Source organism: Sphingopyxis flava (assembly GCF_900168005.1).
GTDB lineage: Bacteria > Pseudomonadota > Alphaproteobacteria > Sphingomonadales > Sphingomonadaceae > Sphingopyxis > Sphingopyxis flava.
In genome coordinates this window covers 41,576-54,829 of sequence record NZ_FUYP01000019.1, presented here as the reverse complement: position 1 = coordinate 54,829, position 13,254 = coordinate 41,576, and the positions used below count along the sequence as shown (strand labels likewise).

Below are 13,254 nucleotides of genomic sequence, written 5' to 3'. Positions count from 1 at the left end.
TCCGCGCTGTAGCGCTTTCTCGTCGTCTTCATTCCAGTCCATTCCTCAGGTCAGGCTGAGCTTATCACCCTGTCCAGAAAAACGGCACCACCTCATTCGAGGCATCACTTAAATCAGGAAGGACCCGGATGCGACGCGTCTTGCGCATCACGCACTACAAATCAGGAATGAGATTTGCCGCGCCCAACATTGCATGACGCCCTGTCAACGGGGCGTCAGAAGCTGCGCGACGGTAGTTACAGCGCTCTGCTCGGCGTGGTCGTTCCGCGGGCCGGATGAGCTTGGCCGGATGATCACCCGACATTCGGCAATGGCGCAAACCGCAGCGCCATGCCCGTTTCGCGCCCGTCCCTGGCCGAAGACTGCGTCTTGCGCAGAACCTCTCGGCCACGGACTCGCGCGATGGTCGCCATCGACGATCATGACGATTGGTTATGCGGTTCGACCGTGTGGACGCAACGCCGGGACTGTCTCGCCATCAGACCTGCGGACAGCCCGATGCCGAGCCGACAGGAACCTCAGCCTAGTCGTTCCAGCGACCGGGTGTGGGTGTCCGTCTCACCGCCGGCATCGCCTTCGGCGGTGTCGTTGGCGATCGGCTCGCTCAAATGTGCGGAGATTTCCTCGTGCATCGCGACCAGCAGTTCGCTCTTCCGCTCGCGGAGGATCTCGGTCGGCGAAGCGATCCCGATGGAGAACCGCTCGTTGCTCTTCTCGAGTTGCGGCAACGACATCGCGATCACGCCGGCACCGGGCGTGAAGGTATCGTGCTGGAACGCGTAACCGTTGGTCCGAACCGCCTGGACACGTTCCATCAGTTGCGAGACCGAAACCTTGATGTCGACCTCCTGAGGCTCGGCGCTGTAGCGAATGCCGATCCGCTTGATGTCTGCGTCGGGCAAATCGGCAATCAGCGTCAGACCCGTGGCCGAGCAGGCCAGTGGGCGGCGCGAGCCCTGCACCACGTAGAGCCGCACCGGGCTTGTGGCCTGCAGCACGTGGATGTATTCCGACATAACTTGGTTGCGCACCGCAAGCACGATGGCCTGTCCCGTCCGCATGTTCAGGCGGTGCATGAGGCGGATCAGCGGGCCATCGCTAAACAGCGGGCCATTGACCCAGCTGCCGAGCAACGCGACGCGAGTGGTCGGTGCAAAGGCACGCGTGGTGGCGTTGTAGGAGAGATAGCCCATGACCACCAGGCTGCGCAGCAGGACAGACGTGCTCGACTGAGGCAGGTCGAGAAGGTCGGACACTTCGGACACGACCGCCTCGCGTTTCAGGACATCGAAGAGTTCGAGGATGTTGAGAACACGACCGGCCGACTTGACGACATGGTCGGACCCTTCATGCTCGTGCCCAGCTACCCAGCATTCGCCCAAGGCCTGGCCAAGTCGTGCAAGCTCCATGACATCTCTCCATCTGTCCTTTGCGGTAACCTAACAGACGTTCGGTTTTGGTGCAAGAGATGCGGATGGCGATCAAGGCGACGTGCAAAAAACCCGTACAGTGACGGGACCTGGCCGCTTACAGCGGCTCGCGCGCCGTTTCACGCTGCTTTTGCAAAAGCGCTGTCGGCTGATTTCCCGCGCGGTTCGTCGCGCGGTCTAGGCGGATCGCGAATCGCCCGCGAGCAGGAACCGCCTGGCGAACGCCGCGCTCGCCTCCAGCGTTCGGATGCTTTTGGCGTTCAGCACTGCCAGCGACTGGAACGGATGGATCACCCCGTCAATGCGCTGTGCCTCGACGATATTGCCTGCCTCCTGCAACTTCCTGGCGTAAAGCTCGCCCTCGTCGCGCAGGGGATCGTGCTCTGCCGTCAGGATCAGCGCCGGGGGCAAGCCGCGAAGATCGGGCGAGCGCAGTGGGCTGAGATAGGGCTGATTGCGATCCGCCGGGCCTGCATACTGGTCCCAGAACCACTGCATCATGGCCCGGGTCAGCAGCTTGCCCTCGGCGTTCTCGAGATACGACGGCCGATCGAAATCATGATCGCAAATCGGGTAGACAAGGATCTGGCAGCGCAGCGGTGGGCCGCCACGGTCCCGCGCCATCAGCGCCAGTGCCGCGGCCAGGTTGCCGCCTGCGCTGTCACCCGCCACGCCAATCCGGTCTGCCTCGAAGCCCATGCTGTCCGCATTCGCACGGACCCATTCCGTCACGGCAAGACAGTCTTCCAGAGCGACGGGATAGCGAAACTCGGGCGCCATGCGATAGTCGACCGAAACGACCGCGCAGCCCGATGCGTGGGCGATGAAATGCGACTTGAACTCGTCGGAGTCGAGCGATCCCCTCACCCACCCGCCGCCGTGCATGCTGACGATGACGGGATGCGGTCTCGCCGTAGAGGGACGATAGATGCGGATCGGGATGGGATGGCCATCGTTCGCCGGAATCCGGCGCGCCTCGACCGTGACCGGATCGCGCAGGGGCGGGGTCACGATCGGCGCCGATCGCATCTCGCTTGCGATGTCCATCGCGGGCCGTCCGTAATCCGGCGGCGGCAGCGCATTCACACGATCGAGTATTGCCTGGAAGTCGGGATCGACCGGCATCACGCGCGTCCTGCCGATGCTGGCCGTGCGGCGCCGTTGTTGGCGCCTGCCGTCTCAGGCCGCGTCATATGGCGTCGCACCGACGGCCTTAGCCTGGCGACGCAGCCACTCGTCGAGAGGAACGAAAGTGGGGTCGCCGCGGACGAGTTCTTCCGTCTGCGCCAAGATCACCTCTTCGGGCTCGTCAAGATCGAGCGGTTCGGCGCAGGGCTGCGCGATGTACCATGCAGACTTGGCATAGAGTTCGAGACGGTTACCCTCAGGGTCGAAGCAATAGATGCTCCAGGCGTTGCCATGGTTCATGGCGCGGTCGACCCGGATGTTCTCGGCCTTGATGATCTCGTAGAAACGACGAAGATCGGCAAGGGTGTCGAGCTTGAACGACATCTGGTTGATGAGGCCGCTTCCCATGGCATCGGTGCGCCCTTCGACAAGAACGATCTGGTGATGCTCGTCCGGGCTGCGGCTGAGGAATACGATCCTGCCGCCGGCTTGCGTCGGCCCCCTGTCCGTCACCACGAGACCGAGGACCCGCTGATAGAAGGCCAGCATGGCATCGAGGTCGCGCACATAGATCCCGAGGTGGCGGAACTGGGCATTGGGCGGTGCCAGGGTCATGGGTTCGTCATTCCTTCTTCGACACGATCGGTACGCGATGGCGTCGGCTGTCGAGTGCCGCGTGCGCTAGGAGTCGGTCCGCCGCGACGGGCGGGCACCATCCCGGCCACCTAGGAGGCGCGGATCAGCCCGCCATCGACGTAGAACGTCTGTGCTGTGATCAAATCGGCATCCGAGCTGACCAGCCAGGTCAGGACGCCCGCCATGTCTTCCGGCATCGGCGCGCGCGGGATGGCCTGCCGATCCGCTAGGATGCCGTAAAGCTGCTCGGACGTCTGGCCGCGGAAGTTGGGCGGGCGGTTGAGAGTGCCCTCGGTCCGGGTGAAGCCGGGCGCGATCGCGTTGACGGTAATGCCTTCCGGGCCCAGTTCGCTGGCAAGCGCACGGGTGAAGCCGATGACCCCGCCCTTGGCCGCGATATAGTGGGTCAGTCCGGGTGCGACCTGGCCGAAACTGTTCGACGCCATGTTGACGACGCGGCCCCACTTGCGCTCGCGCATCCCGCCTACGAAGCGCTTCGAGACGAGGAACACCGAATCGAGGTTGACCGACAGCATATGGCGCCAGTCCTTCAGTTCCATCTGTGCGAATGGCATGCTGGGAAAGATGCCGGCGTTGTTGACTAGGATATCGCACCGACCGAACTCGTTCTCGACCTCGTCGCCCAGCCTGGCTACCTGATCGGGATCGCTGACGTCGCACTGGAACGAGGCGGCACGCGCATTGATCGCGCGCAGTTCGTCCATGGTCTCGTCGGCGGCGTTGAGGTCGACGACCGCGACTTCCGCACCTTCGCGCGCAAGGCGAAGCGCGAACGCGCGGCCGATACCGGCCGCAGCGCCCGTGATGACTGCGACTTTTCCTGCATGGCGCTGTTCCATGAAAGGCTCCCTGAAATGAATGGCATGGTGGGGGCGAGTGACCTCGCCCCCTTGGAAATCACACGATGTCGAAGTCGTCCGCTTCCTTGGCGATCCCGTTGCGCAGGATGCCGATCCCGGAAATCTCGACTTCGACGGTGTCGCCTTCCTTCATCCACAACGGCGGATTGTGGAAAGCGCCGACGCCGCCGGTCGTGCCGCAGATGATGACATCGCCGGGTTCGAGCGTGATGAACGAAGAGCAGTAGGCGACAAGGGCCGGAACGTCGAAGATAAGGTCGTCGAGCGTGGCGGTCTGCACTTCCTGTCCGTTGAGGCGGGTCTTGAGCGACTGCGCGCTGATGTCGGTCAGTTCGTCGGCAGTGACCATCCACGGACCGAAGGCACCCGTCTGCGGGAAGTTCTTGCCCGGTCCGAACTGCTGCGAGTGCTTCTGCCAGTCGCGGACGCTGCCGTCGTTGTAGCAGGAATAGCCCGCGACGTAGTCGAGTGCCTTGTCCTCGGGCACGTAGCGGCAGCGCTTGCCGATAATCACCGCGAGTTCACCCTCGTAATCGAACCTTTCCGACACCTTGGGACACAGCATGTCCTGGTGCGCGCCGGTCTGGCTTTCGGCAAAGCGCATGAAGATCATCGGCTTGTCAGGCGTCTCGCGGCCGGTTTCCTTGACGTGGCTGGCAAAGTTCACGCCCACGCACAGGATCTTGTCGGGCTTGGGCACCACGGGCAGCAGCTTGGCGTCGGCAAAGGCAATCGCCGGTGCGGCGTCGGCGCGCGACTTTGCATAGGCAAGTCCGTCGGCGCCATCGGCGATGAGGTCGCGCAACGAAGTGTAGCGCGGACCGAGATCGATGATGCCTTCGGGTGCGTCGATGCTTCCGGTGACGATGCCACAGCTCTCGCGTCCGTCTGATCCGATATAGCTTGTAAGTTTCATTGCCTTTGCCTTCGTGATTCGATTGCTTGTTGCGAAATGTTGTCTAGCGGCCGCCCAGGATCGTGACGACGGTGGATGCTTCCTCGTAACCGAGGAATCCGCCCCCGTTCTCGGCAATGGCCCAGCGTGCGTTCTCCACCTGCCGCGCGCCCGCTTCGCCGCGCAACTGGGTCACGAGCTCGTGCAGCTGGATGATGCCGGTGGCGCCCACCGGATGGCCCTTGGACAGCAGTCCGCCCGACGGATTGACCGGAATGCGCCCGCCAAGGGCCGTCGCGCCCGACTCCGTGAATGCCCCCCCGTCGCCCCGCGCGCACAGACCCAGGTTCTCGATCTGCAGGATTTCGGCGAACGCGGTTGCATCATGGACTTCGGCGACCGACATCGCCTCGGGCCCAACGCCCGCCTGGTCGTACGCCTTGAGCGCGGCGCGACGGCCGAGGTGATTGTCGAGATCGTCGGGATGGCGATCGGAGGATGATACCAGCGCACAAGCCGCAACCGGGACTGCCCGGGCCGCATCGAACTTGTCGAGCGCAGAGCCCGTACACAGGATCATGGCGGCAGCGCCATCGCTGATCGGAGCGCACATGGACCGCGTGAAGGGCCAGGACACCGGCTTGTCGGCCAGCACCTCATCGATCGACATGTCGAAGCGGTATTGCGCATCGGGGTTCATCGTCGAATGGTGATGGTTCTTTGCCGCCACCGCCGCGATCTGCCGCTGCGTCGTGCCGAAGCGGGCCATGTGATAGCGCGCGAAGGCGGCATAGATATCCATGAAGACACTGCGCTCGGCCGCGGGCTCGACACCTTCCGGGATGGGCATGTCCTTGGCCAGCGAAAGCAGGGCCTCGATCTGGCTGTCGAACTCCAGCGTGTCGGTGCTGCCCCTGAAGGCGCGGAACATCCCCTCACGGTTTTCCGGGAAGAACATCTTTTCCGCGCCAACGACAAGGGCGACTTCGCCGAAGCCTGCCTTCAGGAAAGCCAGCGCGTTGTAGAAACCTGTGCTGCCGCTGGCGCAGGCGTTCTCGACGTTGGTGACGGGAATGCCGGTGACGCCGTTGGGGCGCAGCGCGACTTCGCCGCGAATGCCGTTCTGCCCTTCGAGCAGCGCTTGGCGCGTATTACTGAACCACGCGGCCTCGAACAGGGATGCATCGGCAAGGCCGGCATCCTCGCGTGCCTTGGCAACCGCCATGCCGGTCAGCTCGCGAACGGATCGCTCGGGAAACTTGCCGAGCGACGTCATTCCCGAGCCCACGATGAACACGTCAGAATTTGACCGCAAATCCCAGTTCCCAAATTGTTTCGACCCGGCTCGATCCGGCAAGGGCCGAAGGGGTGCACGACTGATCCGCACAGCGCCGCCGGCCCTGCTTTCCGCACGCAGGCCTACACGCCGCCGTTGCGCTGCGGCAAGCGTTGTCAGACCCGTAGGGCCGCCGACAGGAATGCAATCAGGCTGGTGATGGCCGCCGCCGATCGCTGCGGCTGCCCATTGGCGATATCAGCCATGCGCCCGCGTCCGCTCCGGGCAATTCACGGATATAATAACGACCGGGCGGACTACCGGCGCACCATTTGGCGGTTTCGCCCCACCGCTGCATCCCCTAGCTAGACCGCAAGCCGATCGCTTCTGATGTCACCGCTGATGCCGCCGCACACCGCAGGATCGGACCGGGCACGGGTGGCGGCACCGCGCGTCCTGTCTCCGCATGGCGAACGGTCGGGTATGTTCTTTTGTGTAACCCGTCGACACGGGGAGGGAGTAGACTGATGCAGCAGGTTTTGGACCCCAAAAGCATTCCGGCGGGATGTCCCATGCACAATGCTGGCCAGAACTTCCATCCGTTCGAGCACGAGGGCATGTACGACTTCTTCGCGGAAATCCGCGCCGACGTGCCGGTCTTCTATTCGCCCGAGATCGACTATTGGGTCGTCACCCGGCGCGAGGACGTGATCGCCGTCCTGCGCGACCATGATCGTTTTTCTGCAACCGTCGCCACCCAGCCGGTCGTTCCCTGGCCGCCCGAAATGCTGCAGTCGATGATCGACCGCGGCTTCACCAACGAAAGCGTCCAAGTGGCCTGCGACCCGCCGCGGCATGACCGTATTCGCACCCACGTGCAGGGCTTCCTGAACCCCAAGAAGCTGCTTTCCTACGACGGCGCCGTCCGCGAGCTGGTCAAGGGCTATGTCGCTCAGATGAAGGGCAAGGACGAGATCGACCTGGTCGATGCGCTGACTTACGAGCTGCCCGCCAAGACCGCGTTCCTGCTTCTCGGCGTGACCGACATCGATCCGCGCCGGATCAAGCAGTGGACCGAACTGCGTGTCAAATTGATGCACGGCCATCCGACGCGCGAGGAACAGTTCGCCGCTGCCGACGACCTTCTCGATTTCTGGAACTTCTCGTGCGATCTCGTCGAGCAGCGCAAGAAGGTTCCGGGCGACGACTACCCCAGTTGGCTCCTCGCCTCGCGCGGCGGGGACGATACCAGGCTGACGGAGAACGAGATCAAGAGCCTCGTGTTCGCCTCGCTCCTGGCCGCGCACGAGACGACGTCGAATGCCTCTGCCAACCTGCTTCTCGAACTGCTGCGTCGGCCCGAGGACTGGAAGGCCCTGGTGGATGACCCGAAGCTGATTCCCAATGCCGTCGAAGAAGGGCTGCGCTACGTATCGTCGGTGGTCGCCTGGCGTCGCCTGGCCAAGGAGGACGTCGAAATCGGCGGAGTGACCCTTCCCGCAGGATCAAAGATCATCCTCTCGCTGGCCTCGGCCGGCCGCGACGAGGCGACGTTCGAGAATGGCGAGACTTTCGACATTCGCCGCAAGAACGCCCGATCGCACGTGGCATTCGGCAACGGCCTGCATTTCTGCATGGGGGCGCCGATCGCCCGCATGCAGATGCGGATGATGGTCGAGGAACTGACCGCCGCCTTTCCGAACATGCAGCTGATCGAGGACGACCCGGTCGAGATTGTGGGGGTGCTCACCTTCAGGGGGCCGACGCGCCTGCCGGTTCGTCTCAATCCCTGAAACCATCGCGACCCGCGCGCGGGTCTTGGACAGACGATCGAAAGATGGAAGTACCATGGAATCGCAGAATATCAAGTTTCAGTTCGTGTCGGCTGACGGTGAAGCCCGGGATGTGGAAGGCCAGATCGGCGAGACAGTCATGGAAGTGGCATACGCCACCGGGATCAAGGGCATTGCCGCGGAGTGCGGCGGCTCGATGTCGTGCGGAACCTGCCACGTGTTCCTCGACAAGGCTTCGTTCGAACGGATCGAGGCTCCTTCGGAAAGCGAGCTCGACATGCTCGACATCGTGTCGAGCGATCGTCGCCCGACCAGCCGGCTCAGCTGCCAGATCAAGCTGACCCCGGAATTCGTGGACGCCGAAGTGCATATCCCCGAATCCCAGTACTGATCCGCCTCATCACTGTATCCAACGCCGGAGATCATGGCTTGACCGCTTTCGTAACAGCCCCCTCGCCCGACGAACTGGCACCGCTTTTCGAGCCGCTGACCATTCGTGGCCTCACCATCCCGAACCGGGTGGTCATGTCGCCGATGACCCGCAGCTTCTGCCCTGACAACATTCCGGGGCCGGATGTCGCCGCTTACTACCGACGCCGGATCGAGGGCGGCACCGGTCTGCTCATCACCGAGGCGATCGGCACCGATCATCCGGCTTCGGTCGGCGATACCGGACTGGGCGAGGAAAACCTGCCGCTCTTTCAAGGCCAGGCCACTGTCGATGCGTGGGCCAAGGTGGTCGAGGGCGTCCATGCGCTTGGCGGAAAGATCATCCCGCAGCTGTGGCATCAGGGTCCGATGCGGATGCCCGACGGCAAGGCGCCTGCGTTCTCGCCTTCGGGATACTATGGCGATCCGGCGACGGCCGACATCTCCTATATCGAGCAGGCGCGCATCATCTCCGCCGCGCCGATGCCGGTTCCCACCGACGAAGAGATTGCCGACGTCGTCGCCGGCTTCGGCCGCGCCGCTCGCGATGCCGTGGCGGCGGGCTTCGACGGGCTGGCCCTGCACGGTGCCCATGGCTACCTGATCGATTCCTTCCTGTGGGAAGAGACCAACCGCCGCAGTGCGCCGTGGGGCGGCAATGCCGTCGAACGCACACGCTTCGCGGTGGAAGTGGTCAAGGCATGCCGCGAAGCTGTTGGCGAGGATCGTCCGATCATTTTCCGCTTTTCGCAATGGAAGCAGCAGAATTTCCGGGCCAGGCTCGCTGAAACGCCGGCCGAACTCGAAGCCATCCTCGGCCCCATCGCGGATGCCGGCGTCGACCTCTTCGATGCCAGCGTGCGCTTCTTCAACACGCCGGCCTTTCCCGATCATGGCGATCTGTCGCTGGCCGGCTGGGCCAAGAAGCTGACGAGCAAGCTGTCCGGGGCGGTCGGCGGGATCGGCCTGATCAAGGGCAAATACGATACCGACAACGCCATTTCCGAGGCATCGAACAATCTCGGCCTGGTGATGCGCCGCTTCGCAGCGGGAGAGTTCGACGTCATATCGGTAGGCCGCGCAATCCTGCAGGACCCTCATTGGGTCCGCAAGGCACGCACTGGCCAACCGCTACCGCCCTTCGATCCGGCATCGGTGTCGATCCTGACCTGATCGCCCGCACCGCGTCGCCCTCGACAAGGCCACGGGCGCTGATCCGATGACCGATCCTTTCGCGATTGAAGGATGCTGCGCATGAATGATCCCCACTTCACAGGCAAGACTGCGTTGGTGACAGGATCAGGAGCGGGCATCGGGCGCGCTACGGCCAAGGCCTTCGCGGCAAAGGGCGTTCGCGTGGTGGTGAGCGACATCTCGCTTGCCGACGCCGAAGACACGGTGGCATCGATCCGTGACGGAGGCGGCGAAGCCGCTGCCATGCAGTGTGACGCGACCGATGGCGCCGCCGTCGAACGTCTGGTGCAGGCCACGCTCGACCGGTTCGGTTCGCTTGATTTCGCGCACAACAACGTCGGCGTAGGCACCGGCAAATCGATCGAGGACCTGACCGAAGCCGATTACCGCCTGATCAGCGACACATCGTTGAAGTCAGTGATGCTGGGAATGAAGTATCAATTGCCGGTTATGCGGGCCCAAGGGGGCGGCGCAATCGTCAATACCGCGTCGATGGCGGGCATCAGCACGGTGCAGACGGCAGACATCGTCTATGCCGGGGCCAAGGCCGGGGTCATCCAGATGACTGCCCATGCCGCACGCACTTACGCGCCATATGACATCCGGGTGAATTGCGTGGCCCCCGGCCTCGTGCGAACCAAGATCCTGAGCGAGATGTTCACGCACGAACAGCAGATGGCGATGGCCGATTTCCACTTGATCAAGCGTCTGATCGAACCGGAGGAAATTGCTGCGGCAGCGATCTTCCTGTGCTCTGCCGATGCCGCCATGATCACCGGACATTGCCTGCCCGTCGATGGCGGACAGAGCGCCATTCGCTGAACCGCCGGGTGCGCCAGAACAAGAAACACGAGGGAGACTGAGATGGGCAAGCTTGGCGGAAAAGTCGCCATCATCACCGGCGGCGGACAGGGCATAGGGCTTGGCATTGCCCAGACATTCGCGGACGAGGGTGCGTCCCTGGTGCTGAGCGGGCGGACCCTGGCCAAGCTCGAGGGGGTCGTTCCCGAACTGGAGGCCCGCGGCGCGAAAGTGGCGGTTTTCGCGGCGGATGCCCGATCACGAACGGATGCCGAAAAGGTCATCGCCTTTGCAGCCGAAACCTTCGGCGGGATCGATATCCTGGTCAACAACGCACAGTCCGCCTCGGCGGGCGTGATGCTCAGCGACTACACCGACGACCTCATCGCCGAGACGCTGGAATCGGGGCTTCATGGCTCGATCTATCACATGCAGGCCGTTCGCTCGCACATGATCGCGCGCGGTGGCGGCTCCATCATCAATTTCGGATCGCGCCAGGGCATCGTCTCGCCGCCGGGCTGGTCGGTGTATGGCGCAGCCAAGGAAGCCATCCGCGCACTGAGCCGGGGGGCGGCGCGCGAGTGGGGCGTCGACAATATCCGGGTGAACGTGATCAACCCGTCCGCCGTCACGCCCGTGGCCGAGACGTTCTTTGCCGACTTTCCGGAGGAAGCTGCCAGAAACCTCACCGAAGTGTCGCTGCAGCGCTGGGGGGATGCCGCCAGCGACATCGGTCCGGTCGCGCTGTTCCTCGCTTCGGACGACAGCCGCTACGTCACGGGCCAGACGATCAACGTGGACGGCGGCATGGTCATGCCCTGAACAGAGCAGATCGGAGAATCCCGGCGCATCGCGCCAGGACTCTCCGCAAAGGGCAGGACACAGCGCCCTGCCCTTCGGGCCTCAGTCGCCGGTCAGCACCGGCTTGCGCTTTTCGAGCCCGGCAGCGAGAATCTCGTTGCGATCGGCGGACGTCGTGTAGATGGCCTGCCCGGCCATTTCCTCGCGCAGCATCGTGTTCCAGTCGACCTCGAGCGAGCGGCGATAATGCCGCTTGGCGAGGCCCACGGCGCGCGTCGGCTGCTCCGCAAGTCGCCGCGCGAGGTCCATGGCGGTGTCCGCCACTTCCTCCTTGTCCACCAGCCGGTTGATGATGCCCCAGTCGCTCAGGGTATCTGCCGTCACGGTATCGCCCAGGAGAGCGATCTCGTTCAACCGGTGAAACGGGATGATCCGCGGCAGATAGAAGGAATCGCCCGCGTGGGGGATCATGCCGCGCTTGACGAAGACATGGGTCCAGCGGCTACCCCTGGCAGCGACAACCATGTCGGCCAGCAGGGCGAGCAGCCACCCGACGCCGGCAACCGTGCCTTGCACTGCGCTGACGACCGGCCGTTCCACTTCCCACAGTGCCTTGAACATCTCGATATGGGCCGTCGAAACCGCACGATAGTCGAACAGGTTCCGGGGCGCGGCAACCGGAGTTTTCGACGGAGCACCGCCGAGGCAGAAATCCCGATCGCCCGTGCTGCGGATGAGAATCGATCGCACGTCCTGCCGCGTGTTCGCGTCGACCAGGAACCGGGTGTAGTCTCCGGCAACGTCGGCGCCGAATGCGTTGCGGTTGGAGGGCATGTCGAGAGTTAGGATCGCGACGCTATCGTCGATCTCGATCCTCAGACCCTCCTCGTTCGAACTGTCGGTCATAAAATATCTCCGTTGAAGCCATCAATCAGAATGAAATTCCGGGCGCGCAGGAAAGGCCGCTTTTTGGGCCACGGCCGGCCTAGTCCGATAGGGGGCGAGCGCGTTGCACGGGCGCATGCTCTCACTTCACAAGCGATCGGAACAGACCCTCCTGCTTCACCGTTGCGATCAATCGCCCTTCCCGATCGAACAGCCGCCCTTGCGCAAGGGCGCGGCCATCGCCGGCATAGGGGCTCTCGCAATCAAAGAGCGTCCAGTCGCTGCAATTGTGTCGACGATGGAACCAGATCGAGTGGTCGAGGCTGGTCACCGCAAGACGCGGCAGGCGGAATTCGATCGGGTGCGGCAGTTTTGCGGTGCCGCCCAACATATAGTCGGACATGTAGGCGACCAGTTGCTGGTTGGTAGCGACGTCGTCGCCGTCCGCTCCGGCAGCGATCCGTAACCAGAACTTCTGCCGTGCCGAACGCACCGGCTCGCGCATTTTCTCCGGGTCGATCAACCTGATCTCCAGGAGCGGGAGACGCCACGCGACCGAAGCCTCGTCGGCAAGTCCGTCGCTGCCCTCGGGGAGAACGAGAGAACGCACGTCCGCGACCGCATCCGGCGGTGGCACATCGGGCATGGCGACCAGATTATGTTCCAGCCCCGATCCACCGATAAAGAACGAACAGTCGAGACAGGCAATGTCGCGTTCACCCTGCCTTGCGAGCACGCGCCGGATTGAAACGCGGGCGCCATCACGAATCCGTTCGACCTCGTAAGTGACGGGTTGCGACGCGAAGCCAGCCGCCAGAAAATAGGCGTGAAGCGAATTGCACTCGCGCTGGTCCACCGTCCTGCCTGCCGCCGCGATGGCCTGGGCGATGATCTGGCCGCCGAACAGATGATCGTCCCGGCTGCGTTCGGTGAACCGACTGCGGAACCGATCCTGACCGACCTCGTCCAGCGCCACGATCTGGGATGCATCGCTGAACAGTCTCTCGTCCTCGTCGAGGTGGAGCGGACCGATGTTCATGGGTATCCTTGTACTCATCTGGTCGGACAGGAAAAAGCCGGCGCACGACGGCAGTGCAGCAAGCCT

The 13,254-nt window shown here is 63.5% G+C and carries 13 protein-coding genes; 5 read left to right on the top strand and 8 right to left on the bottom strand.

Translation table 11 applies throughout. From position 1 onward, the window contains the following. Positions 1-518: 518 nt before the first annotated feature. The 6 genes from B5X69_RS14630 to B5X69_RS14605 form a co-directional block, all read right to left on the bottom strand. On the bottom strand, positions 519-1,409 hold the full coding sequence (locus tag B5X69_RS14630; RefSeq protein ID WP_079639453.1) for an IclR family transcriptional regulator: 891 nt from the start codon (positions 1,407-1,409) through the stop codon (positions 519-521). Between the two features lie 198 nt (positions 1,410-1,607). Next, complete coding sequence (locus B5X69_RS14625) at positions 1,608-2,555, bottom strand: alpha/beta hydrolase (RefSeq protein WP_079639452.1); 948 nt, start codon at positions 2,553-2,555, stop codon at positions 1,608-1,610. Positions 2,556-2,609: 54 nt separating this feature from the next. Further along, complete coding sequence (locus B5X69_RS14620; RefSeq protein ID WP_079639451.1) at positions 2,610-3,173, bottom strand: VOC family protein; 564 nt, start codon at positions 3,171-3,173, stop codon at positions 2,610-2,612. A 110-nt stretch (positions 3,174-3,283) separates the two neighbouring features. Then, complete coding sequence (locus B5X69_RS14615; protein WP_079639450.1) at positions 3,284-4,054, bottom strand: SDR family NAD(P)-dependent oxidoreductase; 771 nt, start codon at positions 4,052-4,054, stop codon at positions 3,284-3,286. A 58-nt stretch (positions 4,055-4,112) separates the two neighbouring features. Next, positions 4,113-4,991 carry a fumarylacetoacetate hydrolase family protein gene (locus tag B5X69_RS14610; RefSeq protein ID WP_079639449.1) on the bottom strand — a complete coding sequence of 293 codons (879 nt, stop codon included), beginning with the start codon at positions 4,989-4,991 and terminating at the stop codon, positions 4,113-4,115. Positions 4,992-5,034: 43 nt separating this feature from the next. Beyond that, a complete protein-coding gene (locus tag B5X69_RS14605) occupies positions 5,035-6,258 on the bottom strand; it encodes a thiolase family protein (RefSeq protein WP_342745797.1) in 1,224 nt (407 codons plus the stop codon). A gap of 515 nt (positions 6,259-6,773) precedes the next feature. Here B5X69_RS14605 and B5X69_RS14600 point away from each other — a divergent pair. From B5X69_RS14600 to B5X69_RS14580, 5 genes are all read left to right on the top strand, one after another. Then, complete coding sequence (locus tag B5X69_RS14600) at positions 6,774-8,039, top strand: cytochrome P450 (protein WP_079639447.1); 1,266 nt, start codon at positions 6,774-6,776, stop codon at positions 8,037-8,039. A 55-nt stretch (positions 8,040-8,094) separates the two neighbouring features. Next, positions 8,095-8,430: a 2Fe-2S iron-sulfur cluster-binding protein gene (locus tag B5X69_RS14595; RefSeq protein ID WP_079639446.1), complete on the top strand. Its 336-nt coding sequence runs from the start codon at positions 8,095-8,097 to the stop codon at positions 8,428-8,430. 38 nt (positions 8,431-8,468) lie between these two features. Beyond that, the gene (locus B5X69_RS14590) at positions 8,469-9,641 is read left to right on the top strand and encodes an oxidoreductase (RefSeq protein WP_079639445.1); all 1,173 of its coding nucleotides are present in this window, start codon (positions 8,469-8,471) and stop codon (positions 9,639-9,641) included. Between the two features lie 72 nt (positions 9,642-9,713). After that, entirely contained in the window at positions 9,714-10,484 is a 771-nt protein-coding gene (locus tag B5X69_RS14585) for a glucose 1-dehydrogenase (protein WP_079639444.1), read from the top strand. A 42-nt stretch (positions 10,485-10,526) separates the two neighbouring features. Then, positions 10,527-11,285: an SDR family NAD(P)-dependent oxidoreductase gene (locus B5X69_RS14580; RefSeq protein WP_079639443.1), complete on the top strand. Its 759-nt coding sequence runs from the start codon at positions 10,527-10,529 to the stop codon at positions 11,283-11,285. Positions 11,286-11,366: 81 nt separating this feature from the next. Here B5X69_RS14580 and B5X69_RS14575 read toward each other — a convergent pair whose 3' ends face one another. Continuing rightward, entirely contained in the window at positions 11,367-12,170 is an 804-nt protein-coding gene (locus tag B5X69_RS14575; RefSeq protein WP_079639442.1) for an enoyl-CoA hydratase/isomerase family protein, read from the bottom strand. Between the two features lie 121 nt (positions 12,171-12,291). Then, positions 12,292-13,188 carry an acyl-CoA thioesterase gene (locus tag B5X69_RS14570; RefSeq protein WP_176141629.1) on the bottom strand — a complete coding sequence of 299 codons (897 nt, stop codon included), beginning with the start codon at positions 13,186-13,188 and terminating at the stop codon, positions 12,292-12,294. Between the last annotated feature and the right edge of the window lie 66 nt (positions 13,189-13,254).

Excerpts from the sequence above, each read along its gene's own strand:
- B5X69_RS14600 (WP_079639447.1), top strand. The coding sequence starts at position 6,774 with ATGCAGCAGGTTTTGGACCCCAAAAGCATTCCGGCGGGATGTCCCATG.
- B5X69_RS14575 (WP_079639442.1), bottom strand. The coding sequence starts at position 12,170 with ATGACCGACAGTTCGAACGAGGAGGGTCTGAGGATCGAGATCGACGAT.
- B5X69_RS14570 (WP_176141629.1), bottom strand. The coding sequence starts at position 13,188 with ATGAACATCGGTCCGCTCCACCTCGACGAGGACGAGAGACTGTTCAGC.
- B5X69_RS14620 (WP_079639451.1), bottom strand. The coding sequence starts at position 3,173 with ATGACCCTGGCACCGCCCAATGCCCAGTTCCGCCACCTCGGGATCTAT.
- B5X69_RS14585 (WP_079639444.1), top strand. The coding sequence starts at position 9,714 with ATGCTGCGCATGAATGATCCCCACTTCACAGGCAAGACTGCGTTGGTG.
- B5X69_RS14610 (WP_079639449.1), bottom strand. The coding sequence starts at position 4,991 with ATGAAACTTACAAGCTATATCGGATCAGACGGACGCGAGAGCTGTGGC.
- B5X69_RS14630 (WP_079639453.1), bottom strand. The coding sequence starts at position 1,409 with ATGGAGCTTGCACGACTTGGCCAGGCCTTGGGCGAATGCTGGGTAGCT.
- B5X69_RS14580 (WP_079639443.1), top strand. The coding sequence starts at position 10,527 with ATGGGCAAGCTTGGCGGAAAAGTCGCCATCATCACCGGCGGCGGACAG.
- B5X69_RS14615 (WP_079639450.1), bottom strand. The coding sequence starts at position 4,054 with ATGGAACAGCGCCATGCAGGAAAAGTCGCAGTCATCACGGGCGCTGCG.
- B5X69_RS14595 (WP_079639446.1), top strand. The coding sequence starts at position 8,095 with ATGGAATCGCAGAATATCAAGTTTCAGTTCGTGTCGGCTGACGGTGAA.
- B5X69_RS14625 (WP_079639452.1), bottom strand. The coding sequence starts at position 2,555 with ATGCCGGTCGATCCCGACTTCCAGGCAATACTCGATCGTGTGAATGCG.